Genomic DNA, 25,610 nt, shown 5'->3' with positions numbered 1-25,610 from the left:
GCAGGGATCAGCTGTTGTCCGGCTTGGCCAGGCTTTGCTCGTCCTCCTGCTTGGCCGGCTCGTCGGACAGACCCTGCGGGGTCAGGTCGAGGTCCTCGGTGTTTTCAGGGGCCTGCGGGGCTTCGCCCATTTCGGCGGCCTTGACGTTCCCGGTGTCGTCCAGGGCAGGGTTGGCACCCTCAACCCCAGTGGGATCCTGGGTACCGGAGCCTGGGCCGGCGTCGGAGTCCGCCTGCGGATTGAGGGGCGCCGTGCTGCTGGATCCCGTGTTGGTGGGGTCGTTCTCGTCGATCGAAGCGGGCTCGTTCGTCATGGAAGTGTCCTCTCGGGGCGTGGTCCAGCCTGTCCGTTGACTCTAGGCACAGCCCGCCCGCCACCGCAAGGAAACCGCGCGGCGCCAGGGCAACCTATAGTGTGGTTTGAACTGCAGAAGCCAGGCTCAGGAGGCCCCGCATGCTCGTGCTCGTCATCAATTCCGGCTCGTCCTCGCTCAAGTACCAGGTGCGTGACGTCGCCGCAGGCAGTGTACTGACCGAGGGGCTGATCGAGAAGATCGGCATGGGCAACGGCGGTGACGGGGACGGCGAGATCGAGGGCCCGCGGGACCACGCCGAAGCCCTGGAGCAGGTGGACGCAGCCATCCACCAGGAGCTGGGCAACCTGGAACTGGCGGCTGTGGGGCACCGCGTGGTGCACGGCGGCGAGCGGTTCGCCGAGCCGGTGCTGATCGACAACGAGATCACCCGCGCCATCGAGCGGCTCAACCCGCTGGCGCCCCTGCACAACCCGGCCAACGTCCTGGGCATCCGCGCGATCACCAAAAAGTGGCCGGACATGCCGCAGGTTGCCGTGTTTGATACAGCCTTCCACCGCACCCTTCCGGAGCACGCCTGGCGCTACGCCGTTCCCGACGAGCTCTACACGAACCACGGCATCCGCCGCTACGGCTTCCACGGCACGTCCCACGAGTACGTCACCCGCCGCGCCGCAGCGCTGCTGGACCTTCCGGTTGAGGAGTTCGATGGCGTTATCGCCCACCTGGGCAACGGCGCCTCCGTCACGGCCATCCGGGGCGGGCACTCGGTGGATACGTCCATGGGCTTCACCCCGCTGGAGGGCCTGGTGATGGGCACCCGCTCGGGCGACCTGGACCCCTCCATCCTGGTGTTCCTTGGCCGGGCCGGCTGGACCCCCGAGGACGTCGACACCATGCTGAACCGGGAGTCCGGGCTGAAGGGCCTGGCCGGAAACAATGACATGCGTTCGGTGGTCGAGGCTTCTGAGGCCGGTGATGCCAAGGCGGCAACGGCGCTCGAAGTCACCTCCTACCGGTTGGCCAAGTACATCGGCGGCTACCATGTGGCCGTGGGCGGGGCCAAAGCACTGGTGTTCACCGCCGGCATCGGCGAGAACTCACACCAGTTCCGTTCTTTGGTGGCGGAGAAGCTGGGCGCGCTGGGCATCGAGCTCGACGCCGGCCTGAACGCCGAGCGTTCCAAGGAACCCCGCGTCATTTCCACCCCGCAGTCCGCCATCCCCGTCCTGGTGGTTCCCACTGATGAGGAACGCGCCATCGCGGAGGCGACGGCCGCCGTCGTAGGAAACGGACCTGCCCAATAGCCTCCATCCCATGCCTGAAATAACCCTGCCGATCCGCACGGAGCGGCTGATCCTTCGCCGCTTCGAGGCCAGCGACCTGGACGCCTTCCACGCGTACCATTCGCTGGCGGAGACGGCCCGGTTCCTGCCCGGACCGGCTAAGAGCTATACGCAGTCGATGGAGCGGGTGGGCCGGTACGCCAACTTCGTCTTCGAGAAGGAGGGCGACTGGGTGGCGCTCGCCATCGAGCCGGCGGACCAGGTTGGGCTCCAGGGCGAGGTGGTGCTGAAATGGCTGCCGGGCCGCGGGCAGGGCGAGGTGGGCTGGGCACTGGCGCCGGGTGCCCGGGGCAGGGGTTACGCCACCGAGGCCGCGGCGGCGATGCTCCGGCTCGGCTTCGAGGAACTGGGCCTGCACCGGATCGAGGCGCGCCTTGACGAACTGAACACCGCGTCCGCGGAACTCTGTTGCCGGCTGGGCATGCGGCAGGAAGCCCGGCACGTGGACAAGTGGCACTACAAAGGCCAGTGGGCGACGGAGCTGATCTACGCGGTCCTGGCCGATGAGTGGCGTATCGACCAGGCCTAAACGGGACCAGGCCCTGAAACGCCGAAACCCTGGCGACCCTCTCTCACTTAACGCGGGCTTTTTTCAAACGCTCCGTCACTTACCGCGGGCTTTTTTCAAACGCTCTCTCACTTACCGCGGGCTATCCCGGAACGCTCTCTCAGGCGCGCCCCTTGAGGATCAGGTTCCAGTACACCTGCGGGAAGATGTCCCGGTCCACCACCCAGGACAGCTTGCTCTCGTTCCACATCGGCACGCGGGGGATCGTCGGCATGGGACGGTACCTGTCGTCGAACTCGGCAAACACCACCGTGTTCCGCGACACGGTGAACGGGCACACCGAGTAGCCGTTGTACTTGGCCGGCAGCGGTTTCCCCTTCCGGGCAGCCACCAGGTTCTTGGCCAGCACCTTTGTCTGCTTGCGCAGGGCACCCCCGGACTTGGAATTGGTGGTCCCGGCTGCGTCGCCGAGGGACCAGACGTTGTGGAAGCGGATGTGCCGCAGGGTCTGCCGGTCCACCTCCACAAAGCCGCCCGCGTCAGCCGGGGCCGGCAGGTCAGTTGCCTTGAGCCAGTCCGGCGCCGACTGGGGCGGGACGGCGTTGAGGACGTCGTAGTGCAGGTTTTCCTCCTCGCCGGACGCAGTGTTGCGGATGGTGGCCTTCTGGCCCGCAGCATCTACGGACACCAGTTCGCTGTTTGTCCGCAGCTCGATGCCGTACTCAACGATCTTGCGGTCGAGTTCCCGGTCCACCTCCGGCACCCCGAAGACCGTGGGGTAGGGCTGGACCATCACCACGCGGATCCGGTCCAGCACGCCCTGCTCCCGCCAGTAGTCGCAGGCAAGGTACATCGGCTTTTGGGCGGCGCCGCCGCACTTGACGGGCCCGGCCGGCATAGTGAACACGGCAGTGCCGGATTTCAGGCCGCTCAGCAGTGTCCAGGCCTTCGGCGCCAGCTCGAACTCGTAATGCGAAGCTCCGTTCGGGGAATGCACGGCCTCGGCCAGGCCGGGCACCGCGTCCCAGTCGTACTGCAGGCCCGGGCACACCACCAGCTGGCCGTATGCCACGGTCGCTCCGGATTCAAGGGTGACCGTATTCGCGTCGGTGTCCACGCCGCTGGCGGAATCCCGGATCCAGGTGACACCCTTCGGGATCAGGGGTTCCTGCGGCCGGACGGCTTCCTTGGCTGCGGCCCGGCCGCCGGCGATATGGGAGAACAGCGGCTGGAAGAAGTGGTGGTCGCGGGGCTCGATGACGGCCACATCCCTGACGCCGTAGCGCTCCAGCCGGGCGGCCAGGGAGATGCCGGCATTGCCGCCGCCAATGATGACAACCTCGTGCTGGGCGGCCACAGCGCTACTTCTTTTCCGTCAGAGCGGAAGCCTTGTGGGCAGCCCGGGCGCCGGTCTTCGCGGATTCCACCACGTACTGGGGCTCGTCCTCGCTGGCGCGGTGTGTGTTGCCGTCCAGTTCGAAGTCGCTGGTTTTCTTCTCCACGATCTTGCCGTGCGTCTTGCCCTGTGGCGTGTTCCATTCCACGGACGTTCCCTTGCTCAACGACATTTGCTCTCCTAGCTGGGATTTGCGGTGGTGGGCCCCGCGGGGGCCGTGCCCCCAGTATCCGCCGTTGGGACCGGCGCCTCAACGGGAGCGTACGACGGCGGTGCGTCACCGGGCGCGGGCTGCGTCGCCGGTGCCGTTGCGGCCCCGGTTCCTGCCGGAGCAGGTGCCGGCGCAGGTGCCGGGCCTCCCGTGCCGGATGGAGCCGGCACGGGTGAAGCCGGTACGGCTGGTTGGGTGGGGACCGACGTCCCGCCCGGTACCTCGGTTGGGGCAGGTGTGACGGTCTGCGTTGGGCTATTGGTAGTGCTTGGATCGGCCTGGACGATCGCGGTGATTTGTTCCTTGAAGGCGGCGAGCCGGCCCCGGATTTCCGAGAGCGGCACGTTCTGGATGTTCCGGCCGTACGCGGCAATTTCGGCCCACAACGCCGTCAGTTGCGCCATCCCGGCCTCGCTCAGCGGACCATCGAGGGTAAGGACCAGTTGGCTGGCCAGCGCATAGGCGACGCACTCGAGGCAGTTGTAGTTGGCCGCGGCCGAAAGGTTTTCCGGGACGATCACGTCCGCCTGGCCCACGATGAGGACCACCTGGAACCCCACCGCCACCGCCGCGCAGCCGGTGCAGCTGGCAAAGGCGTAAGCCTCGTTCCTGGTGTCAACAGGTTCCCCGTCCTCTGCCCACACCAGCGCGAAGGCCACACTGTAGGTGACGGAACCGTCGGTGGTGTTCACAGCCAGGGCCTGGTTGCCGTCCTGCTCAGGCGCCGCCGGCCGGTCAAACGGTAACACCCACGACGGCGGGGCGGACCCGGCGGGAGAAACGGAAGGGGACGAAGCCTCGCTGGTGCCGGGCGAAGCCTCCACCGGCACCAGCACCATGCTCAGCTGCGGGTTCTCCCGGGTTGGTTTCGCCGCACCTCCCGGCCACAGCGCCACGGTCCTTCCGCTGCGGCCTTCCCGCAGGGCGGTGTCCGCAGCCGGGAAGACCGACGTTGTTGCATCGGCCAGCGTGCCCCGTTCGTACGGCTGCACCGGACGGTACGTCCCGCCGTCGGGCCACCATGCCCAGGCTAGCCCGGCGAGCAGTGCCGCAACCGCGCCCATGGCGGCAGTGCGCTGCAGTGCTTTGCCGCGGGTCTTTTGCCAGAGCCCGGTCACAATTTGCCTCAGCAGCCGCAGCAGGATGTAAAGCATGCCCAGCATGGGAAGGGCCACGGCCATGATGGCCAGCACGCGCACGGCGGCCCCCGCCAGGTCGCCGGCGGAAAGGCTTTCGGCCAACAGTTCCTGCTGCCTGGCGGTGCTGCTCCAGGCCGTGGCCAGCAGCCGCGGCAGGGCGAGCACCATCATGGCCAGGCTGAACAGCAGCAGCGGCACAGTCACCAGCACCCACACCGTCACCACGGCCCGGGCCCACGGCTTGAGGACCTTGTTCTCCGGCTTTCCCCAGTGCCAGGGAAGCAGGCCCAGCAGGACGGGTTTGATGCGCTGGAAGAGGTCGGGCACGCCGGTGGCGTCCGCCAGGATGTGGTACCCGTCAAACCTGACCAGCGGGAGCAGCTGCCGGACCATCTGCAGGATCTGCGTGACCACCACCAGCAGCAGGGCATCGAAGCCGGTGGCCCACCACAGCCCCATGATGGCCACCGCAACAATGGCGTTGAAGTACAGGCCGCCGAAATCCGTGCGCAACCGTCCGCCGCGGCCCAGCCGGTACGAGTCGGTGACGTCGGTGAAGAACGCCGGCCAGATCAGGTAGAGACCGGCGCCCATGGCCCCCGGCGTGGCACCGCCCTTGCGCGCCGCAGCGGCATGCCCGAACTCATGGAAGCCGGCCGAGAGGATGGTGATGGCGAAGATCAGCAGCAGCAGGAGAGGGTTTTGGAACGCCTCGTGGGTGGCCGAGCCGAGACCCTTCACCATGAGCACCCACCAGCAGGCGGCCAGGAAGGCAGCCGTGACGGCCACGACGATCAGCGGGTTGAACAGCACCGCGAAGGGGGCCGTGATTTTCCGTGTGCGATCCGGATCCGTCACGGTGTAGCGGAAGCGCATGCCCAGGAGCGGGTCTGCCTTCCGGACGTCCGGCTCGGAGCCGTCAGCCAGGCGGAGCAGGCCCAACGGCAGCAGCTGGGAGTCCATCAGCGTGCGTACGTTGTCCGCGCTGATGAGTCGGCCGGACCCCGCCGTGGCGTGCTGCGCGATCTCGTCCACGCTCCGGTTACCGTCAGCAGCTTCCAGCACCAGGTAGAGCAGCCGGGTCAGCTGCAGGGTCTGGCCGTCGGAGCGACGCACCAGTGAGGGCGCTTCGCGGTAACCCGAGCCCTCCGACTGCCCCAGCAGCTGGACGCCGGCGGCACGGGCGGGAACCTTCAGTGGGTGCTCGGCAAGGGAGGCAGGGGACGACGGCGGGCCGGCCTCAGGGCGCGGCCCGCCGCTGGCGCGGGTCATCTGTGCTTACTGTTCCAGGTTGGACTGCTGGTCCGCAGAGGCGCTGGCTTCGCCTTCGATGTTCTGCGAAATGATAGCGTCCTGCTCGGCCACGGCGTAGGCCTGGCTGTCGATGGAGCCGATGTTCGCTGCCACGGCAGCGTCAATGGGCGCTGCGACGTTCGCGTTGGCGGCCACGGCACCGTTGATGGGTGCGGCGATGTCGGCGTCGGCGGCGAGGTCCACGTTGACGTTGAGCAGGTCTCCGTCCAGGGCCGCTGCCGGATCCACGGGCAGTGCTCCGACGTCGGGAAGGGCGCCGCCCAGGCCGTCGTCGGGAACGATGCCGTCGGTGGACGTCCCATCGGGCAGGAGGCTCCCGCCGTCGGCCGTTCCTGCAACGGTGCCGGCTTCGGTGGTTCCGGCGCCGGGCGTGGTGCCGCCGTCGTCAACGGTGTCGTTGCCCTGGTTGATGCTGCTGTCCTGGGTGGATTCGGCGTTCGCGTCGGCCACAATACCCTGTTCGATCATGACGCCCTGGTCGGCCAGTGCCTGCGCTTCCGAACCAAAGGAGAGGATGTTGGCGGAGGCGGCGGCGTCGATCGGGGCCGCCACGTTGGCGTTGGCCGCGACGGCAAGGTCGATGGGTGCTGCGGCGTCAATTCCCAGGTCCAGGTCCGCGTTCAGGTCCAGTACGGACGCGACTTCCTTGTCCGGCAAAGCTGTGGCCTGCTCCGACATCAGTTCATCGTCGGTCAGGGGACGCATTTCCTGTTCCATGCTCACACAAACCTCCACATCCGGCGCCGGTGGGTTTGCCCCCAGCGGGCAGCCAGCGCCAGACAATAGTAAGCATAATTATCAATTTTGAGTACGGCGCCGGGATTGCAGAGCGGGGGTGTTACCGCTGGTCAGGCTGGTTCAAGGGACCTGCGCACGGCTTACCCGGCGGCCGCAGGCAGTCTTGGGGCCGGGGGTACGACGGCGGGAGGCGGCCGCCGTCGTCCGCTGCAGTCCTACTTCAGTCCGGCTCCCGGCAGCAGTTCCGTGGCACCGAGGGAGTCGGCGATGAAGGCGTAGTCCCAGGCCCTTTCGCGCCACTGGACGTAGCGGCCGGACGCGCCGCCGTGCCCGCCGTCCATCTCGATCTTCATCACCACCGGCTCGGATCCGGTGGTCCTGTTCCGCAGCTCCTGCACCCACTTTGCCGGCTCCACGTACAGCACGCGGGTGTCGTTGAAGGACGTCACCGCGGCGATCTTCGGGTACGGCACCGCGCCGACGTTCTCGTAGGGGGAGTACGACTTCATGTAGGCGTAGACCTCGGGGTCCGTGATCGGGTTGCCCCATTCCTCCCACTCCAGGGCTGACAGCGGCAGTTCCGGGTCCAGGATTGTCGTGAGGGCGTCCACGAACGGCACCTGGGCCACAATAGCGGCGTACTTTTCCGGAGCCATGTTGGCCACGGCGCCCATCAGCAGTCCGCCGGCCGAGCCGCCGAGGGCCGCGATCCGGCACGGGTCCACCCAGCCGGATTGCGCCAGCCAGTCCGTGGCGTCCACGAAATCGGTGAAGGTGTTCTTCTTGGCGAGTTTCTTGCCGTTCTCGTACCAGTGCCGGCCGAGTTCGCCGCCGCCGCGGATATGGGCGATCACGAACACCACGCCGCGGTCGAGCAGGGACAGCCGCGCGATGCCGAAGCCGGGGTCCATGCTCAGCTCGTAGGAGCCGTACCCGTACACCAGGCCGGCCGCCGTCGAATCCTGCTGCACGGCTTTGTGCCGCAGCACTGAAAGGGGAATCCGTGTGCCGTCCCTGGCTTCGGCCCATTCGCGCGTGGCCACGTAGTCGTTGCCGTCGTAGCCGCCCAGCACCGGGCTTTCCTTGCGGAGGAGCAGCTCGCCGGCGGGCTGCGCGGGCGTGGGCAGCACGAAGTCGTACACCCGCGACGGCGTGAAGTAGGACGTGTAGCCGAGCCGGATCACGGGAGCCTCGTAGTCGGAACCGCCGACGCCCGCCGTGTACAGCTCCTCGTCGAACGCCGGCTCCACTGGTGCTTCCTGGGCAGCGGTGCCCAGGCCCTGCAGGCCGATGACCTGGACGCCCTCGATGGTGTCCTTGCGGATGGAGACGACGAGGTGCGTGGCGGTGACGCCGGCACCATTGACGCGGACGTCGTCGGAATGCTCGACGACGGTGTCCCAGCGCTGCTCGGCGAGCGGCTTGCGAAGCTCGGCCGGGTCGGCCAGGGAGACCATGGAGTTGATGGCACCGCGGTTGTGCGTGAGTAGGATGCGTTCCGTTTTTAGACCGTCCGGGCCGGGCAGCAGGACTGGCTCGGCCTCATAGAGCACGCGTTCGTCCCGGGAGATGACGGTGGCGAGTTCCTGGGCGGGGTCATCGAACCGGAGCAGGCGGGTCTCGCTGTACTCGGAGCAGCCGATGCCCAGCACAAGGTAGCGCCTGTCGGCGGAGAGTTCGAAGCCCAGCCACATGGCGACGTCGTCCTCCTGGTAGATCACCACGTCCTCGGTGACGGGCGTTCCCAGGGTGTGGGCCTTGACCTGGTACGGGCGCCAGGAGTCGTCCACCACTGTGTAGAAGATGCGGGTGCCGTCAGGGGAGAAGGCGACGCCGTAGAAGATGTTCTCGATGACGTCCGGCAGCAGTTCACCCGTCCGGAGGTCCTTGATGCGCAGCGTGAAGCGTTCATCGCCGGCGTTGTCCACGGCGTACGCGTAGAGGTTGCCGTCCACGGTCACGGCCGTGCCGCCCACCGAGAAAAAGGGCTTGCCCTGGGCTTCAATATTGCCGTCGAGCAGGACTTCCTCGCCCGGAATATCGACGCCGGGCTCCACGGCTGGGGGAGTCCAGTCCGCCACCGGGTTGCCGGTGTTCCGGGCGCGGACCCGGCACTGGATGCCGTACTCCTTGCCTTCCACCGAGCGGCTGAAGTACCACCAGCCGTCCTTGCGGTGGGGGACGGACAGGTCCGTTTCCTGCGTGCGGCCCTTGATCTCCTGGAAGATCGCCTCGCGCAACGGCTCCTGATGCGCAGTGACCGCTTCCTGATAGGCGTTCTCGGCCTTCAGGTGCTCCACAACCTCCTCGGACTCCTTGTTCCGCAGCCACTCGTAATGGTCCACGAAGTTGTCCCCGTGGTGGATGCGCTCGGAGGGGATCTTCTTCGCTACCGGGGGGGTGGGGATGGTGGTGGCGGCGGTGCTGGCGGAATCCTGCAGCGGAGTCTGGGTCATGAGTTCAATATATAGACCCCGGCGGACAATGAAACGGCCGTTCGCTACCGGACGATATCCCCTGCGCCCCGCCACCAGGCGCCCCATCACCTCCCGCACTAATTCGGCCAACCCACCATCACCTTCCGCACCAATTCACCAACGCGCCATCACCTCCCGCGCCTATCCGGCCAACGCGCCATCACCTCCCGCACTCATTCAACCAACCCGCCATCACCTCCCGCAGGATTCAAGGTCAACCGGCTGCATTGAGAGCCAAAGCGAACAACGGACCGGCGAAGGTAGGAGCCTAGTGGGCTTTCGGCGGCAGGCGTATCCTGTTCACGCTATGGCACATCCGCCCAGCGTGAGAGGGGAAGTTTATGACCATCCCGCCAGTGCACGAGCCCGAGCCGTTCCCGCCGGAACCGGGCCCGGACCAGCCTGATCCCGCCCAGCCCGGCCATCCCGGCCCGAATCCATTCCCGACGCCGGCGCCTCCCGGGCCGCTGCCCGTCCCGGACCCGGGTCCTGCACCGCTTCGTCCCGATCCCACCCGCAGCTAGAACAGGCAGCTAGAACAGGCAGCTGGAACAGCAGAAACGCCGCACACCGAAGGGGCCTTTGCGCACTGCGAGGGCCCCTTCGCCTTGCCCGCGGCACCGCCAAGAGCAGCAAAAAATCTTCCCAAAACCGCTTGCAGATCTCTCTGTCCGGTGCTAAAAAATCTATATCAGCCAATACAGATCGGCTGGTACCAAAAAAATGTTGGACCGTCTCTTACGAGGAGGGAAGCCATGTTGATGCGAACCGATCCGTTCCGCGAGCTGGACAGGCTGGCCCAGCAGGTCCTCGGCACGGCAGCGCGTCCGGCAGCGATGCCAATGGACGCATGGCGCGAAGGCCAGGACTTTGTAGTCGCCTTTGATCTGCCCGGCGTCGCAGCGGATTCAGTGGATCTGGATGTGGAACGGAATGTCCTCACGGTGCGGGTGGAGCGTCCTGAACCTGCCGGCAAGGACACCGAGTTGATCGCCTCGGAGCGGCCGCGCGGCGTGTTCAGCCGCCAGCTGATCCTCGGGGACACCCTGGACACTGACAACGTGAAGGCTTCGTATGACGCCGGTGTCCTGACGCTGCGGATTCCCGTCGCCGAAAAGGCCAAGCCGCGCAAGATCGAGATTGAGACGAAGGGGGCAAAGCAGGAAATTTCCGCCTAGTCGCCAACAAGGATCGGGACGTCGGGTATTGATTGTTGACTGCCTCTTGGGGCGGATAGCCATTCTGAGCACGCCACAGCGCATTTCGCGCATCGGCAGGTAGGCCTGAGCTTCCCGATACGGTGGCCCCCGGCTTCGGCCGGGGGTCATCCCATGCCCGGCCTTAACTGCCGGGGAGTCAGGTATTCAGCTCCAACATCAGCGCCGGCAGTTCGTCGGCCAGTTCCCGGGCGAGGAACCCAAGGGGGCCCATCCTGCTGGCAAGCCTGTCCGCCGCTGCGGCATGGAGATGCGTCCCCCAGCATGCCGCCTGCGCGCCGGTGGTTCCCCTTGCGCGTAGGCCGGCGATCGCCCCGGCAAGGACGTCCCCGCTGCCCGAGGTTCCCAGCCCGCCGTAGCCGGTGGTCATCTGCCAGAGCTCGGATTCCTCCGGCGCATCGTCGCCGGAGGGCCGCGCAATGAAGCCCTGGCAGCTCACCACGGCCTGGAACTTGTCGGCGATCTTAGCCACATCCGCCGTCAGGTCCTCCACCTCCCGGCCCAGCAGGACAGCTGCCTCTTTGGGGTTTGGCGTCAGGATCAGCCGCCCCCGCCAAGGTTCCAGCCGGTCCGCCACCTTCACCAGGCCGCCCAGGGCATAGGCATCAAGCACGACGGCGGGACCACCGGCCGCATTTCCCCCACCTGAGCCCGACCCACCGGAGCCCGAACCACCAGAGCCGTCCGCTTCCCGCTCGAGCAGCGCGCGCAGGAGATCCTCGGCGAGGTCCGGGTTGTCCAGGCCGGGGCCCACAAGGATGGCATCGGCGCGGTCGAGGTATGAAGAAATCCGGTCCAGGCCCTCGCCGGTCACGGACCCCTCCGCGGTTTCCGGCAATCCCATGGCCCCGCACTCGGGGAGCGCGACACCGATGTGCATGGCGACGGATTCCGCCACCGCAAGGGTGAGCTTGCCGGCGCCGGCCCGCAGCGCAGCCGTGCCGGCAAGCAGTGCGGCGCCCGGCGTGGCCCGCGCACCGCCGATCACCAGCACCGAGCCCCGCGAGTATTTGTCCTCGCCCGGAGCCGGCAACGGCCAGTCGCGCAGCAGCGACGGCGTCACCAGGGTGGGGGAGATTGCGGCAGTTCCGGAATCATTTTGGGTGGACACTGGCATCTCCTGCGTGTTCGGTGACTGCGACGCCATGCTCGCTGAGGTGGTCCGCCACGTTGAAACTCTCCAACGTCCAGGGGCCCTCACCCGAGGGGCGCACGTAGCGGGTCAGGGAGGCATTCAGCACTGATGTGCTCGCCGCCAGATCCAGGATCTCCCGCTCCGTCATGCCCTCCAGCACGTACCGGAACAGCAGGATCACGGCGTCGTGGCAGACCAGCATCACCCGGTGCCCTGTGCTGAGGTTGTTCAGTTCATCCAGGACGGACCGCAGCCGCAGCGCCACATCAGCCCAGGATTCGCCGCCCGGCGGCCGGTAGTACATCTTGCCCAGCCACTCCCGGCGCTCCGCCTCCTCCGGGAAGCGGTTCTCAACGCCGCGGCGGGTCAGCCGGTCCAGAATGCCGAGTTCACGGTCCCGCAGCCGCTCATCCGTCCGTACTTTCACGGGCCAGCCTGCAGCTTCAATCGCAATCTCAGCAGTTTGGCGGGCACGGGCGTAGGGCGAAGAAACCACGGCATCCGGCCGCAGGTCCTCGGCGATCCGTGCCAAGGCCGCGCCCAAGGCTTTGGCCTGCTCCTGCCCGGTGCCCGACAGGTTCACGTCAGCATCCCGGGCCGGCACCTCGATGACCTCGGCGCCCGCCAGCCGCGCATCCGTTGCGGCCACGTTGCCTTCGCTCTCACCGTGGCGAATCAGGATCAATTCCACCGCCCCGGCTTCCTGGACCGCTTCAGTCAGCCCGTCCTCTTTCACAAAGAACCACCCCGTCCGTATGCCAATGCCGAATGCAGGAACATTACCAGCGGCGTACCCACGGGGCAGGGCAAGTAAACGGACGACGCCGGCGCACCGCCAGGGGAGGCAGGTCACCCGCCGCTCCACTGGCAAAGCCGGGGTCACCAAGGAGCCGCGGCCCCGCAGCATCTTTCCTAGGCCGGAAACGCCCTACGGCACGGCCCTACGGCACGGCGAACTCGGCGATCCGGCCATCCCGCAACGCCGCACCCACGGCGTTGATGGCACCGTAGTCAGGGAACAGCACGGACTGCCCGGCCACGAATCCTGCACCCGCCGTCGGGAGGGTCATGGTGCCGATCGCGTTCGGATCGAGGTTGCGGAGGCTGTAGGCCAGGATGGCTGCCTGCACCGGGTCAAAACCCCTGTCCACGGTGATGCAGCAGGACGCGAAATCCACCAGGCCGCGGACGGCGTTGACGTCATTGAGGGCGCCGCCGGCAGTCAGCCGGGCAAGGATGGCGCGGAGCAGGATCTGCTGGTTCCGGACCCGCTGGAAGTCGCCGTCAACGAACGCGTACCGCTCCCGGGAGAATTCCAGCGCGGCCTGGCCGTCCAGGTGGTTCACACCCGGGCCGAAAACGTGCCCGGTATCGTGCGTGGACTGGAACGGGATGGGAACGTTGACGTCGATCCCGCCCAGCCCGTCGATCAGATGCCTGAGACCACCGAAGTCCAGCATCAGGGTGTGGTCGATGGTAATGCCCAGCAGCGATTGCACGGCGGCGGTTTGCATGTCGATGCCCCCATACTGCAGGCCGGCATTGATCTTCCCCCCGCCGAAGCCGGGGATGTCCACCCACGTGTCCCGGTTGATCGAGACGACATAGAGTGTTCGCCGGTCGGCGGGAACGTGGACCACCATCAGTGTGTCGCCCCGGTGGTCCATCGGTTCCCCCGTCGCGGCAGTGTGTGCTGCCGCATCCTTCGCAACGCCGCGCATGTCGCTGCCGATTACCAGCACGTTCATGGGTACGGCAGGGTGCTCGGGAATGGGTGGAGGAGGCGGCGGCGGGGGAGGCGGGGCAGGAGGAGTAGTTTCAGACGGTGTCTCGGAAGGCGTGGGCGTGGGGGTTTCGCTCTGCACCGCCACGGGTTGCGCCTCCGTGCCGGCTTGGTTGAGGCTGACGACCGCGACGGCGGCAACCACCACAAAGACGAGTGCCAGCAGGGCCGCGATCCAACGCCGCCGCCCGTGCGCCAGCACGCCGGGGCCACGCGGATGGGGGTGGGAGGGGTTGCTACCGGATGGACCAGAACCGCCTGGCGTGCTCATTGTGCCTCACCTCATTGTGGATGCTGGGATCAGTGTCCGCCTGCCAGGTCCTCGCTGGCTACAGACGTGTCCAAACTGTCATCTGCGACGTCTGCCCGTCCCCGAAAAATTACCAACGGCGGAAGCGCGATGCATCGGGGGAAGCCGCAGAAATCCCGCAGGGTTTCCCGCAACCACGACGGCGGAGGCTTGGTCAGGCGGGGCGGGGCCGAACGACGGCGGGGGCTTGGTCAGGCGGGGCGGGGCCGAACGACGGCGGAGGCATCGTTAGGCGGGGCCGGCAGGTCAGGCGAGGCTGGCTGGGCAGGGGGTGCCGTCGTCGCGTTCGCCGGAAAGGTGCCGGGTTCGCCGGAACGCTACAGCGAACCGGCACGCGTCCCGCGAACGGGAGCGTTGAGTCGTGCGTGGCGCAGGATGGAAACGATGGCGGGCGCGAGTTCGTCCTCCATCTGCCGGTACACCTCCGGCGCCCGGCGGAAGGGGTCGATGATGTCGTTCTCGGCCGAGTCTGCGGGCAGCGACAGGTGACGCACCGCCGCCGCCCGGGCCGGCAAGCCAAGCCAAAAGGTGCGGTTCGCTGTCAGGGGATCGCCGTCGTCGCGCATTCCCGCCTCGGTTTCCCCACTCGCGGACGCGGCAGCGCGCTGATCCAGGACATCGAGCATGCGGGCGAATTCGCGGATGGTAAACGTCCGTTTGAGGAGCGACGCATCCAGCTGCAGGACGTCGCCGCGGTGTCCGGAGGTCATGGTGAGCACCAGGTCCACCCCGCGCAGGATCTTTGGCGTCAGCTGGCGGGCGGCAAAGTTCTCGGAATTGCCGCCGAACGTGCGCACGATGTCAGCGGAGATCGGCTGCATGGGGTCGCCCACCATGGCACGGGTCCCTGCGCTGGCCAGCTCGAAACCGCCCGGCAGCACCTGGTTGAGCCCCGCCTGCAGGAGCCGTTCAGCCACGGGGGACCGGCAGATGTTGCCCGTGCAAACGGTCAGGATTCTTACTGGTGCGGGTGAGTCCAAGGGAGCTTTCTCTTTCCAGCCGGTGCGTCCGTGCTTTTCAACTTAACACGCAACGCTCCGACGGCGGGCGCCCCACCCCGCACGCTCTACCAGCTTGCGCAGCTTTTTCCCGAACGCTCTATCACCTTCCGCAGCTTTTTCCGGAACGCTCTATCAGCTTCCGCAGGTTTTTCCCCGAACGCTCTATCAGCTTCCGCAGCTTTTTCCCCAACGCTCTATCAGCTTCCGCAAAGGGGCACGATGATATGACTGTGGAACGCGTTATCGAACGGGACTGCGTGATCGCCGGCGGCGGCCCGGCAGGGATGGTGCTCGGTTACCTGCTCGCCCGCAAAGGCTTGCGCGTGACCGTGCTGGAGAAACACGGCGACTTTCTGCGCGACTTTCGGGGCGACACGGTGCATCCGTCCACCGTGACCCTGCTCGGTGAGCTCGGGCTGCGCGAAAAGTTCCTGCAACTGCCCCTGACACGGTTGCCCACCATGGACGTCGTGCTCGACAGCCAGCGTCTCACCTTGGTCGACTTCGGCACGCTCCCGGGCCCTGACAACTTCCTCGTCCTGGCGCCTCAATGGGACTTCCTGAACTTCCTCGCCGCCGAAGCCGCGGCCTTCCCCAACTTCGAGCTGCGCATGCTCACCGAAGTGAACGGCCTCATCCTGGAACAGGATCAGGTGCGTGGCGTGCGGGCGGTAACGTCCGATGTCGGGCTGGAAATCCGTGCGCCGCTCACCGTTGCTGCCGACGGACGCAGCTCCGCCTTGCGTACCGCTGCAGGGCTCACTCCAGACAACTTCGGCGTGCCCATCGACGTGCTGTGGTTCAACCTGCCCCAGCCGCCGGACCCTCCCCCCGCAACCCTTGGGTACATATCTGCGCAGGGGATGGTCCTCACCATCGACCGGGGCGATAAATACCAGTCGGGCATGGTCATCAAAAAGGGCGGCTTCGACGAGCTTCGGGGGACAGGGCTTGACGGCCTTCAAAAGCGCATCAGCGACGCAGCGCCGGTCCTGCGCCCCGTCGTCGCCACTCTGACGGACTGGGACCAGATCAAGCTCCTCTCCGTCCAAATCAACCGACTGCGGCGCTGGTACCTTCCCGGCTTCATCGCGATTGGTGACGCTGCCCATGCGATGTCCCCGATGTTCGGTGTCGGAGTGAACTTCGCCATTCAGGACGCCGTCGCGTTGTCCAACGCACTGGCCGATGACCTGGCTCATGGAACGGCGCCGGTCGGGAAGCTCGCGGCGGTGCAACGGCGTCGGGAGCGGCCGGTGAAGGTCATGCAACTGCTACAGCGCAACGGACACAAAGTACTTTTCAGGGCAACCAAGGGAAGCCGCGTTGCGCCGCGGTGGTTCGTCCTGCTTCTCCGGGCCGCTTCACCACTGCTGCGCCGCCTCACGGCACGTCTGGTCGGGGTAGGAATCCTTCCCGAACACGTGAAAAGTGGCGGCCCTTGACCGCAGCGTGCCCCAAGCTGAGGCGCCCTCCCACCCGTCGTGCGATAGGTGAGAGAGCGCCGAGCGGGGAGGTCAGAGCCCGGCCAGGAGCTGCTTCATCTCGGCGATTTCCGTTTCCTGGGCCGTGACGATGTCGCGCGCCAACTGGATTGCTTCGGGGTACTTGCCCGCACTGATCTCCTGCTGGGCCATCTCCACGGCGCCCTCGTGATGCCCGGTCATCTGCTCCATGAAGAGCCTGGCCGCCTCGGCGCCCTGGGCCGCCTTGAGTTTGTCGATGCCTTCGGCGTCCACCATGCCGGACATCCCGTGCTGGGAGTGGTCTGACACCGCCGCGGGCATGTTCCAGTCCTTAATCCACTTGGTCATGGCTTCGATCTCCGGCGCCTGGGCTTCCTTGATCCTGGTGGCCAGCGCGGTGACTTCCGCGGGCAGGTCCGTTTTGGCCAGAACGATGTCGCTCATCTCCACCGCCTGCGCATGGTGGGGAATCATCATCTGCGCGAACGTGATGTCGGCCTGGTTATGGTCGGCGTTGGCGTCCGGCATCGTGCTGGACATGGCGTCCGGCATCGTGCTGGACATGGCGTCCGGCATCGTGCTGGACATGGCGCTCGGGCTGCTGTGATTCGTGCCGTGGGTACTGTTGCCGCCGGAGGTTCCGCTGCCGGCGGCGCAGCCGGCCAGGCCAACAGAAGCGGCGAGGACTGCGGCGACGGCGAAGGTGCTGATCTTCATGGCAATGGGTCCTTCTGGTGGATACGAAAAAGCGTTTGGGTTTTGGTTGCGGTAGGTGATGGGGCGTTCCGGTTTGGGTTGCGGTAGGTGATGGAGCGTTCCGGTTTGGGTTGCGGTAGGTGATGGAGCGTTGGGCTTTGGGCCACGTTAAGTGACAGAGCGTTTATTCAACGTACCTCGGACGGGTTGAGGCGCACCCGCCGGAGCAGTTGCGCGTTCAAAGCCACGACGATGGTGGACACGGACATCAGCACGGCGCCGGCGGCCGGGGAGAGCACCACTCCGGCGAAAGCAAGCACACCCGCGGCCAGCGGCACGGACAGGATGTTGTAGCCGGTGGCCCACACCAGGTTCTGCCACATCTTGCGGTAGCTCGCCCTCGACAGGTCCACCATCGACAGCACCGCGCGCGGGTCGTTTCCGGCCAGGACCACACCGGCCGATTCCATGGCCACATCGGTGCCGGCACCAATCGCGATGCCTACCTCGGCCCGGGCAAGTGCCGGCGAGTCGTTGACGCCGTCGCCCACCATGGCCACCTTCAGGCCCCGGGCCTGCAGCTCCGCCACCTTCTTGTCCTTGTCCGCCGGCAGGACTTCGGCGAACACCTCGTCAATGTTCAGGTCGGCAGCCACGGACTGGGCCACCTGCCGGGCATCGCCGGTGATCATGCCCACCTTGACGCCGCGCCGCTGCAGGGCAGCTACCGCCTGGCGCGACTCTGCCCGCACCGCGTCCTCGAGGCTGACCGCCCCAAGCACCCGGCCGTCGTCGACCACGTGCAGGACGGCCGCGCCGCGGTCCATCCAGCCGCGCGTCGTGACGGCCAGGGCAGCAGGTACGACGGCGCCAAGCTCCCGAAGGAGCGCCGGCCCGCCTACGTGCACGGTGCGTCCGTCCACGGAAGCGCGCACGCCGCGGCCGGTCAGTGAGCTGAAGCCGGAAACAGCAGGCAGCGGCAGGTTGCGCTCGCGGGCTGCCCGGACGATGGCCCGGGCCACAGGGTGTTCACTGTCGGACTCGACGGCCGCGGCCAGGGCCAGCAGCTCATCGGTTTCCACACCGGCTGCCGCGGCCACGTCCTTCAGCTCGGGCTCGCCGGTGGTAAGGGTGCCGGTCTTGTCGAAGAGGACCACATCGATGGTGCGCATCCGCTCCAGCGCCATCCGGTTCTTGATCAGGACGCCGGCGCGGGCAGCCTGCTCAGTGGAGATGGCGATCACCAGGGGGATGGCCAGGCCCAGGGCGTGCGGGCAGGCGATGACCAGGACGGTGACGGTGCGGGTCACGGCTTCGGGGACGCTGCCCAGGAGTGTCCACACGATGAAGGTGATAACGCCTGCGCCCGCCGCGAAGTAGAACAGGAAGGCTGCCGCGCGGTCAGCGAGTGCCTGGGCTCGGGACGAGGATGCCTGCGCTTCGGCCACCAGCCGCTGAATGCCGGCAAGGGCTGTATCGTCGCCCACCGCATCCACCCGGACCCGCACGCTGTTGTCCGTGGCCACTGTTCCTGCCACCACGGTGTCTCCAACGCCCCGCAGGACGGTCTTGGACTCGCCGGTGATCATCGATTCGTCGAATTCGGCCTGCCCTTCAACCACCGTTCCGTCGGCCGGCATCCGGGCGCCGGAGCGAACCAGGACAAGGTCGGCGGGCTGGAGTGCGGAGACGGGCACGGTTTCGGTTCCGCTGGCCGTGATGCGTTCCGCCTCGTCGGGCAGCAGCGCGGCGAGGGCATCCAGGGCACCCTGCGCGGATCCCAGCGCCCGCATCTCGATCCAGTGCCCCAGCAGCATGATGGCCACCAGCAGCGCGAGCTCCCACCAGAAGTCCAGGTCGAAGCCGCCCAGGCCAAGGCTGGTGACCCAGGAGGCGAGGAACGCGACGGTGATGGCCATGGCGATCAGGAGCATCATGCCGGGCCGGCGGTCCTTCAGCTCCTGCAGGCCGCCCTTGAGGAAGGGCTGGCCGCCGTATAGGAAGATCACCGTGCCGAGGACAGGCGGGATCCACGCTGAGCCCGGGAACATCGGGGCCATGTAGCCCAGGAGGTGGCCCACCATCGGGCTGAAGTAGACCACGGGAATGGACAGCGCCAGCGTGAGCCAGAACCTGTTTTTGAACATGGCCGTGCTGTGTCCGGCGTGCTGTCCATGCGTGTGCACAGCATGGTCATCGTCGTGCTGGTCGTTGTGGGCAGCTGGACGACGGGTGCCGTGGTGTTCGTGGCCAGCCGGGGCCGCAGCAGCCCCCGCTGTGGTGAGGGTGCCGCTTGCCCGGTTCTCGCCGTCGTGATGGTGCGTGTGGTGCTGGTGCTGGTGCTGATGGTCCTGCATTGGGTCCTCCTTGGAGGCTGCGCCGGCCGGGTTTTCGCCCGGCGGAAAAGTGAAAAGGGATCGCCGAATCAGTGCGAAAAGTGATGGGGCGTCGGGGAGGGGGTGCCGGCGTCGGGACGTTCGACGGCGTCTGCCACCTCGGGTGCAGGGGCGGCGGGCGGGCAACAGCTCCAGCCGGCCGTGGCTGCCAGTGGGAGTTCGGTGCGGTTTCCGATGGTGAACATGTCAGTTTCCATTCCTTGATGAAGGATCGATGGGCGCTGGGGTTGAACGGCTGTGAAAGGCGGTGCGCTGCAGCACCGGCCGGGACATACCACTTCACTGACAACACTTGAAATATACCCCCGGGGGGTATCAAAGTCAAGGGGTCTGAGCTCTCCCCTCGCCCATGCGCTCAAACGCAAGGGGGCTCTGTGCCCTGTCGCCGGTGGCAGTTTCCCGACATACTTGGAAGAACTGGCAACGACGCCAGGACGTCCTGGGGGACGGGTGGAAAGAAAGGCCGGAGGTGGCTGTGGCTGAACTCAGCGGCCCCTACACGTACTCAAGTGCGTTGGGCGACAACCAATGCGTGGCGGGCACATTCCACGCGGAGCTGGACGGCTGGAAGCTTGAGTGGTCGGACGGGATGTTCGAACTGCACGGTTACCAGCGCGGCGAAGTGGTCCCCACCCTGGAGCTGCTGTATTCGCACAAACATCCTGAGGACAGGCCGCGGTGCGAGGAAATCATGGCCCAGGTCTGCAGGACCGGCGGCTACTTCTGCATGTACCACCGGATCATCGATGCCCGCGGACGGACCAGGCGGGTACTGACATCCGGGGACGCAATCATGAACGCGGAGGGGCAAGTGACCTCCCTCGAGGGCGTCATGGTGGACCTGACCTCCACGCTCCAGCGTGAAACGGAGCAGACAGCCCGGGAAGCGGTGGCCGGCGCCACGTCCACCCGCAGTGTCATCGACCAGGCCCGGGGGATCTTGATGGGCCAGCTGGGAATGGGTTCCGACGACGCCTTCCAGATGCTGGTCAGCACCAGCAGCCACCGCAACGTCAAGCTGGTGGTGGTAGCTGCCGAACTGGTGCAACTGGCCAACTCGGAGGAGACGCGCGGCTATCTGCCCGATGCCGTGCGGGCAATCCAGCAGGACGGCAGGCGGCCGGCAACCCGCCGCCGCGCCAGCTGATAGCGCCAGCTGATTGGCGCCGGCTGATTCGTCCTAGTGGTGCTCCACCCAGCAGGCCAGGATGGTGGTGGACAGCTGGTAGGCCAGGGCGTTCCGGGTGATGAGGTCCGGTCCCAGGGTTCCGGGCAGGTCCGAGGCGTCCACCTGCAGCACGAAGCTGTCCTTCTGGAACACCGCTGACCCGTCCCCGGTTTCATACGCCGGAAACCCCAGGTTCGCCAGGCCCTCGATCGGCTTGGCGTCCACGGCGAGTGCCTGCATGGCGTCGAAGTAGTTCAGCGCTGTGGCCTGGTTCGCGGCTTGCTTCACGGAAATCTCCAGCGCGCCTTCGTCCAGGTGGTAGATGCAGGTGAACGTGCTGTCGGCCCAGCTGTTCACGGTGTGGGGGTCCTGCTTCAGATCGAGGATGGACGTGAGCCTGTCTATCGGCTGGTCCCCGCACACCATCTTCGCGGCTTCGCTGGGCCTTTCAGCGGAGGCGCGGGGGGAGGCGGCGCCGCCGTCGTGATGCCCGCCGCCGTGTCCCGCCGTCGGGGACGAGGCAGCGGAAGCAGCGTTCGACGGCGGTGCGGGAACCGCTCCCACGGACCCCACCGCTGCTGCGCAGCCGGAGAGCAGCAGGGCCGAGAGCGCCAGCGAGGCCAGCGGGGGAGTGTGGTTCTTCATGGCTCTTCCATCCTGGCCGCGCCCCTTCGGGGATTCACGGCCGCCGGTCAGGCTTTGAGTTTTGCGTAGATCACGTAGTTGTCGTCGAAGAGGCCGGTGGCGGGATCGTAGCCGTCGCAGGTTATGAGGCGCAGTTCGGATCCTGCAGTGTTTCCGTAGACCTCGAGAGTGGGGAACCCGTTCTTGCTGTAGAGCGCGCCGCGGTCAACGGTGAACACGGCGGTGCTGCCGTCAGCGCGGGAAACGGCTATCTCCATCCCGGGAGCAAGCTTGCGGAGGTCCGCGAAGACGCCTCCGCGTCCGTTGGGTGAGTTCACGTGGCCCAGCATGACGGAGGGTCCGCGTTCCCCGGGGGTGGGGGAGCCGTTGTACCAGCTGGCGGGGGCCCCGTTGCCGTCGTCGTGGGGTACCTCAAGCGAGCCGTTTTCCCGCAAACCAAGACTGAGGAGTTCGGTCCGGACGCCGATGGCCGGGATTTCCAGTGTCACCGGCTCGGACCGGGGCAGGACCGCCGGTTCTGCACCAGCAGGAGGCGCGGCAGCGGTGCCCGCCGCGGAAGGCGCCGGCGCTGCTGAACCGGGTGGGGCAGAGGCAGCCGACGCGGCCGGTGTGGGGGAGGCGGAAGGCAGGGAGCCGGCGTCGGAGGTTCCGGTGCCGCCGCCGCAACCACTCAAGGTTAAGGCGAGCAGAAGCCCGGCCGCCGTGGAGGCGAAGTAACCCCCGCGGCGGCCGGAATTCGTGATAATCACAGTGGTGATCCAGTACGCCGGTGCTTAGGCTGCTGCTGCGGCGCTGCGGCGGCGTACAACGTAGGCGCCGCCGGCGAGGGCGACCAGCGCCAGGCCGCTGCCAATGGCGAGGGCGTCGGTGTCAGTGCCGGTTTCCTGCGCAATGCCGGTGTCAGCGCCGCCTGCGGGCATCTTCATCTGTCCGGCTGCCAGGGTTCCGCACAGGGCAGGGGAGGTGGCAGCCAGCGGAAGGGTCGGTGCAAGGTCGCTCTTCGCGGCCTGGCCCGCTGCGCTGAGGGTGGCGGGGTCAAGCCCGTGAACCACCACCACTGCGGTGCCTGCTGCCAGGGCCGCCTTGGTCTCCGGGTTCAGCTCGAACGTGCGGTCAACGGTGTAAGCGGCGCCCTGGCCGCCCACCTTCAGGTCAAGACCTGCTGCGGGGCTGGTGTCGCCGCTGGTGGAGAGAGTCGTCACAATGCCGCCGTAGGACGGGGCACCCTCGGTGGTGGAGATGACCTGGTCGCCGTCCTTATCCGCGGACGGGGCCGGGCAGACGCCCTGTGCTCCGCCATGGATGTGCTGGACGTGCGGGTACGGGGCGTCCATGAAGGTGGCCGGCATGCCGGAAACATTCAGGACAACATGGGCCTGGTTGCCCGTGACATCAACAGTGATGGTGCCCGAACCGGCGCTGCCGTTGAGCTGGCTCAGGGTGGACTGGTAGTGGTCGGCCCCATCATGGGCCATGGCGGGGGCGCCGGAAAGGGCAAGGGCGCCCAAAGCGAGGGTGGGAACAGCCATAAAGCGGAGTGTCTTGTTCATCAGAAAGCAGTCTCCTCATACAAGTGACGTTGGTGTCCCAGCTGAGGGACACAGGTACTTCGGAGCTGATCCTGTTTCGGATGGGAACAGAGTGAATTGGACCACAAAGGCCCTACTCCCTGGCCTGATCCTGCCCCCAAGCCGGACGTCCGCGCCATGCGCGGCCTGTAACATGGATCGAAGGTGCGCCGGGAAGTCTGGTCGGCATGATTTTGTCGACCCGGATTTGAGGACGCTTCATGAGCCAGACGCCCCCACCCAACCGCACCCGTTCCACCATCTTCGGACGGGGCAGCTATGCCGAATCCCTGCGGATCGGGGAGATCCTGCGCAAGGAAACCGTGGGCGGGGCGCTGCTGGTGGCCGCTGCGCTCATCGCCCTGGTCTGGGCGAATTCGCCCGCCTCGGACAGCTACTTCGCACTCCGGGACTACAAGGTGGGCTACGAGCCCTGGCACCTTGAACTCAGCTTGGGTGCCTGGGCGGCGGACGGGCTGCTGGCGATCTTCTTCTTCCTGGTGGGCCTGGAGCTCAAACGGGAGTTCGTGGCGGGGGACCTGCGGCAGATCAGCAAATCGATCGTCCCTGTGACTGCTGCAGCGGGCGGCGTGGTGGTCCCGGCCCTGATCTACGTGGCCATCAACCTCACCAGCCCGGAGACGCTGCGCGGCTGGGCCATCCCAACAGCCACGGACATCGCCTTCGCAGTTGCAGTCCTGGCCATCATTGGGTCGCACCTGCCCAGCGCGCTGCGGATCTTCCTGCTAACCCTGGCCGTGGTTGACGACCTCATCGCCATTAGCATCATCGCCTTCTTCTACACCAGCGACCTGCACGTCATGCCATTGCTCCTGGCCCTTATCCCGCTGGCTATCTACGCATTCCTGGCGCATAAATTCCGTTTCTTCTTCGGCCTGAAGGCTCCGGCGGCCTGGGTCATCCTGCTGCCGCTCGGCGTCGTCACGTGGGCGCTCGTCCATGCCTCCGGCATTCACGCCACAGTGGCCGGCGTGCTGCTGGGCTTCGCCATCCCCGTGCTCCGCTCGCAGGCGGCCGGCGGCCCGGAAGCGGGACCGGGCCTGGCGGAGATTTTTGAGCACCGCTTCCGGCCCATCTCGGCAGGCGTGGCTGTTCCCATCTTCGCCTTCTTCTCCGCAGGCGTGGCTGTTGGCGGCTGGGAAGGACTGGGCTCTGCACTGGCGGATCCGGTGGCGCTGGGCATCATTGTGGCGCTGGTGCTCGGGAAGCCGATCGGCATCATGGGCACCACCTGGCTCCTGACGAAGACCAGCAGGGCAGAGTTGGACAAGTCGTTCAAGTGGATCGACGTCTTCGGGGTCTCAGTCCTGGCCGGCATCGGGTTCACCGTCTCCCTGCTGGTGGCCGAGCTCAGCTTCGGGCAGGGAAGCCTGCAGGATGACCACGCCAAGGTGGGAATCCTCGCCGCTTCCCTGCTGGCTGCGCTGTTGGCCACGGTTGTGCTCCGGACCAGGAACCGCCAGTACCGCGCCGCTGAGGAAGCCGAGAAAGTGGACACGGACCGGGACGGCATCCCGGACGTGTACCAGGAAAGGTCCTAAAAGCCAGCCCGGGGTTTATCCCGAGCTTTAGCGGCGCACGGACCGGCGGCGTCCCGCAACAGCTTCGGCGGTGCCCACCAGGAGCACGGAGGCGATGACAGCAACGATGAAGCCCAGGAAGTTCAGCTCGAAGATGTCGCCGGTGCCCAGGAGGGAAGCGACCACTCCGCCGATCACCGAGCCCACCAGGCCCAGCAGGAGGGTTGCGAGCAAACCCAGGTTTTGCTTGCCCGGCTTGATGAGGCGGGCCAGTGCGCCGATGATCAGGCCGGCGACGATGAATCCAATCATGATGTGCTCCTTCGTGGTGGTAGCGGGCAAGTGACGCCCGGACTGCCGCGGTGGTGCCGCATTGGCTTCATTCTATGCACAGCGAGCGGGCAAGCCGCCTGTTCCTACGCCTCCAAAACCATTCGGAGGTTGTCCCCGGCCCCGGCCGCACCCCTGCCGCTGATGGCCCCGACAACTAAGGCGGCAGTTTCACGGAGCCTGGTGTGCCGGGCGGTGGACGAGCTTGTGAGCTCATGAATGGCTTCATCATGGGTACAGCGCTTCTGCGCCATGATCACGCCCACGGCCATGTCAATCATTGCCCGGGATCTCATGGCAGCAGCCAGGTCATCGCTGGTGTCACGCAGGGCGCCCAGCTTCAGCGCCAGTTTCAGCGACTTTGACGCGTTGGCCACGAAGTTCTGCGCGGTGGCGATGTCCAGAAGGGTCAGGCTTCCCGGTTTCGCGGCGTAGAGGTTAACCACCGCTTCGGCCTCGCCGGAAAGGTGCAGCGGGACGGCCAGGATCAGGCCAATGCCCCGCTCCCTTGCTGTCCCCAGGTATTCGGGCCACCGCTGGTCCGAGCCCACGTCCTGGACCAGGATGGTTTCCTGCCGCCGCAGGGCAGTGAGGCAGGGGCCGTCCTCGAATCCGTTCTGGAGTTCATCCAGGGAGCGGGCAAGGTGGTCGCTGCTTGCCGCGACGGTGGGTTTCCTGTGCCGTTCCACCGTCACGCCGCAGTGGATCTGATTCCACTCCGTGGACAGCGTGGACGCCGTGAGGACGGCTAGTTCCTTGAGGAACGAGCTGACGTCCACGCTGTTGAGGACGAGTTCCTGCAGTCCGCGTTCTTCAGCGGAACTCCACTGCTCTCCGCTGTCCTCCGAGTTGCTGTACGGCTGACCCTGGCTCAACCCCGGCCTCCTTCACCGAAAACCTCTTTCGGATTCC

At 66.7% G+C, this 25,610-nt stretch carries 25 protein-coding genes; 7 read left to right on the top strand and 18 right to left on the bottom strand.

Annotated elements, in window-relative coordinates:
- Nucleotides 1–7 precede the first annotated feature (7 nt).
- Complete coding sequence (locus M1D93_RS15580) at nucleotides 8–313, bottom strand: hypothetical protein (RefSeq protein ID WP_461172377.1); 306 nt, start codon at nucleotides 311–313, stop codon at nucleotides 8–10.
- Nucleotides 314–453: 140 nt separating this feature from the next.
- Between M1D93_RS15580 and M1D93_RS15575 the strand changes: the two genes are divergently transcribed.
- Nucleotides 454–1,620, top strand: a complete 1,167-nt coding sequence (locus M1D93_RS15575; RefSeq protein WP_461172376.1) for an acetate kinase — start codon at nucleotides 454–456, stop codon at nucleotides 1,618–1,620.
- A 10-nt stretch (nucleotides 1,621–1,630) separates the two neighbouring features.
- Nucleotides 1,631–2,188, top strand: a complete 558-nt coding sequence (locus M1D93_RS15570; protein ID WP_461172375.1) for a GNAT family N-acetyltransferase — start codon at nucleotides 1,631–1,633, stop codon at nucleotides 2,186–2,188.
- A gap of 139 nt (nucleotides 2,189–2,327) precedes the next feature.
- Here the strand turns inward: M1D93_RS15570 and M1D93_RS15565 are convergent, their stop codons facing one another.
- From M1D93_RS15565 to M1D93_RS15545, 5 genes are all read right to left on the bottom strand, one after another.
- Complete coding sequence (locus M1D93_RS15565; RefSeq protein WP_461172374.1) at nucleotides 2,328–3,524, bottom strand: NAD(P)/FAD-dependent oxidoreductase; 1,197 nt, start codon at nucleotides 3,522–3,524, stop codon at nucleotides 2,328–2,330.
- Between the two features lie 4 nt (nucleotides 3,525–3,528).
- Nucleotides 3,529–3,735, bottom strand: a complete 207-nt coding sequence (locus M1D93_RS15560; RefSeq protein ID WP_461172373.1) for a hypervirulence associated TUDOR domain-containing protein — start codon at nucleotides 3,733–3,735, stop codon at nucleotides 3,529–3,531.
- A gap of 8 nt (nucleotides 3,736–3,743) precedes the next feature.
- Nucleotides 3,744–6,185, bottom strand: coding sequence for a M50 family metallopeptidase (locus tag M1D93_RS15555; RefSeq protein WP_461172372.1), 2,442 nt, complete (start codon nucleotides 6,183–6,185; stop codon nucleotides 3,744–3,746).
- Between the two features lie 6 nt (nucleotides 6,186–6,191).
- Nucleotides 6,192–6,944: a peptidoglycan-binding protein gene (locus M1D93_RS15550; RefSeq protein WP_461175037.1), complete on the bottom strand. Its 753-nt coding sequence runs from the start codon at nucleotides 6,942–6,944 to the stop codon at nucleotides 6,192–6,194.
- 236 nt (nucleotides 6,945–7,180) lie between these two features.
- The gene (locus tag M1D93_RS15545; protein ID WP_461172371.1) at nucleotides 7,181–9,421 is read right to left on the bottom strand and encodes a S9 family peptidase; all 2,241 of its coding nucleotides are present in this window, start codon (nucleotides 9,419–9,421) and stop codon (nucleotides 7,181–7,183) included.
- Nucleotides 9,422–9,783: 362 nt separating this feature from the next.
- On the opposite strand from M1D93_RS15545, the gene M1D93_RS15540 reads away from it, so the two are divergent.
- A complete protein-coding gene (locus tag M1D93_RS15540; protein ID WP_461172370.1) occupies nucleotides 9,784–9,966 on the top strand; it encodes a hypothetical protein in 183 nt (60 codons plus the stop codon).
- 231 nt (nucleotides 9,967–10,197) lie between these two features.
- On the top strand, nucleotides 10,198–10,620 hold the full coding sequence (locus M1D93_RS15535) for an Hsp20/alpha crystallin family protein (RefSeq protein ID WP_461172369.1): 423 nt from the start codon (nucleotides 10,198–10,200) through the stop codon (nucleotides 10,618–10,620).
- A gap of 178 nt (nucleotides 10,621–10,798) precedes the next feature.
- Here M1D93_RS15535 and M1D93_RS15530 read toward each other — a convergent pair whose 3' ends face one another.
- From M1D93_RS15530 to M1D93_RS15515, 4 genes are all read right to left on the bottom strand, one after another.
- Nucleotides 10,799–11,776, bottom strand: a complete 978-nt coding sequence (locus M1D93_RS15530) for an NAD(P)H-hydrate dehydratase (protein ID WP_461172368.1) — start codon at nucleotides 11,774–11,776, stop codon at nucleotides 10,799–10,801.
- A complete protein-coding gene (locus tag M1D93_RS15525) occupies nucleotides 11,754–12,530 on the bottom strand; it encodes a histidine phosphatase family protein (protein ID WP_461172367.1) in 777 nt (258 codons plus the stop codon). Before M1D93_RS15525 ends, M1D93_RS15530 begins: the two co-directional genes overlap by 23 nt.
- A gap of 205 nt (nucleotides 12,531–12,735) precedes the next feature.
- Complete coding sequence (locus M1D93_RS15520) at nucleotides 12,736–13,848, bottom strand: LCP family protein (protein ID WP_461172366.1); 1,113 nt, start codon at nucleotides 13,846–13,848, stop codon at nucleotides 12,736–12,738.
- 356 nt (nucleotides 13,849–14,204) lie between these two features.
- A complete protein-coding gene (locus tag M1D93_RS15515) occupies nucleotides 14,205–14,867 on the bottom strand; it encodes an arsenate reductase/protein-tyrosine-phosphatase family protein (protein ID WP_461172365.1) in 663 nt (220 codons plus the stop codon).
- Between the two features lie 245 nt (nucleotides 14,868–15,112).
- Between M1D93_RS15515 and M1D93_RS15510 the strand changes: the two genes are divergently transcribed.
- Nucleotides 15,113–16,333: an FAD-dependent oxidoreductase gene (locus M1D93_RS15510; RefSeq protein ID WP_461172364.1), complete on the top strand. Its 1,221-nt coding sequence runs from the start codon at nucleotides 15,113–15,115 to the stop codon at nucleotides 16,331–16,333.
- Between the two features lie 72 nt (nucleotides 16,334–16,405).
- On the opposite strand, the gene M1D93_RS15505 is transcribed toward M1D93_RS15510, so the two are convergent.
- The 3 genes from M1D93_RS15505 to M1D93_RS15495 all read right to left on the bottom strand — a co-directional run bounded on the left by M1D93_RS15505 (nucleotide 16,406) and on the right by M1D93_RS15495 (nucleotide 19,631).
- The gene (locus M1D93_RS15505; protein ID WP_461175036.1) at nucleotides 16,406–17,077 is read right to left on the bottom strand and encodes a DUF305 domain-containing protein; all 672 of its coding nucleotides are present in this window, start codon (nucleotides 17,075–17,077) and stop codon (nucleotides 16,406–16,408) included.
- 161 nt (nucleotides 17,078–17,238) lie between these two features.
- Nucleotides 17,239–19,407, bottom strand: a complete 2,169-nt coding sequence (locus tag M1D93_RS15500; protein WP_461172363.1) for a heavy metal translocating P-type ATPase — start codon at nucleotides 19,405–19,407, stop codon at nucleotides 17,239–17,241.
- 68 nt (nucleotides 19,408–19,475) lie between these two features.
- Entirely contained in the window at nucleotides 19,476–19,631 is a 156-nt protein-coding gene (locus tag M1D93_RS15495; RefSeq protein ID WP_461172362.1) for a hypothetical protein, read from the bottom strand.
- A 290-nt stretch (nucleotides 19,632–19,921) separates the two neighbouring features.
- Here M1D93_RS15495 and M1D93_RS15490 point away from each other — a divergent pair, with 290 nt between their 5' ends.
- Complete coding sequence (locus M1D93_RS15490; protein WP_461172361.1) at nucleotides 19,922–20,593, top strand: PAS and ANTAR domain-containing protein; 672 nt, start codon at nucleotides 19,922–19,924, stop codon at nucleotides 20,591–20,593.
- A 33-nt stretch (nucleotides 20,594–20,626) separates the two neighbouring features.
- On the opposite strand, the gene M1D93_RS15485 is transcribed toward M1D93_RS15490, so the two are convergent.
- From M1D93_RS15485 to M1D93_RS15475, 3 genes are read right to left on the bottom strand one after another with little or no spacing between them, the layout of a single operon-like run.
- Nucleotides 20,627–21,259, bottom strand: coding sequence for a hypothetical protein (locus tag M1D93_RS15485; RefSeq protein WP_461172360.1), 633 nt, complete (start codon nucleotides 21,257–21,259; stop codon nucleotides 20,627–20,629).
- Between the two features lie 47 nt (nucleotides 21,260–21,306).
- Entirely contained in the window at nucleotides 21,307–22,008 is a 702-nt protein-coding gene (locus tag M1D93_RS15480; RefSeq protein WP_461172359.1) for a class F sortase, read from the bottom strand.
- Nucleotides 22,009–22,032: 24 nt separating this feature from the next.
- Nucleotides 22,033–22,809, bottom strand: a complete 777-nt coding sequence (locus M1D93_RS15475) for a hypothetical protein (RefSeq protein ID WP_461172358.1) — start codon at nucleotides 22,807–22,809, stop codon at nucleotides 22,033–22,035.
- A 239-nt stretch (nucleotides 22,810–23,048) separates the two neighbouring features.
- Here M1D93_RS15475 and nhaA point away from each other — a divergent pair, with 239 nt between their 5' ends.
- Nucleotides 23,049–24,389: a Na+/H+ antiporter NhaA gene (gene nhaA, locus M1D93_RS15470; protein ID WP_461172357.1), complete on the top strand. Its 1,341-nt coding sequence runs from the start codon at nucleotides 23,049–23,051 to the stop codon at nucleotides 24,387–24,389.
- Nucleotides 24,390–24,416: 27 nt separating this feature from the next.
- Here nhaA and M1D93_RS15465 read toward each other — a convergent pair whose 3' ends face one another.
- Nucleotides 24,417–24,680 carry a GlsB/YeaQ/YmgE family stress response membrane protein gene (locus M1D93_RS15465; protein ID WP_461172356.1) on the bottom strand — a complete coding sequence of 88 codons (264 nt, stop codon included), beginning with the start codon at nucleotides 24,678–24,680 and terminating at the stop codon, nucleotides 24,417–24,419.
- A 104-nt stretch (nucleotides 24,681–24,784) separates the two neighbouring features.
- Nucleotides 24,785–25,573, bottom strand: coding sequence for a GAF and ANTAR domain-containing protein (locus M1D93_RS15460; RefSeq protein ID WP_461172355.1), 789 nt, complete (start codon nucleotides 25,571–25,573; stop codon nucleotides 24,785–24,787).
- Nucleotides 25,574–25,610 lie beyond the last annotated feature (37 nt).

The sequence above is a fragment of the Arthrobacter sp. Z1-9 genome (genome assembly GCF_054792695.1).
This window is presented reverse-complemented; position numbering and strand designations above follow the sequence as displayed.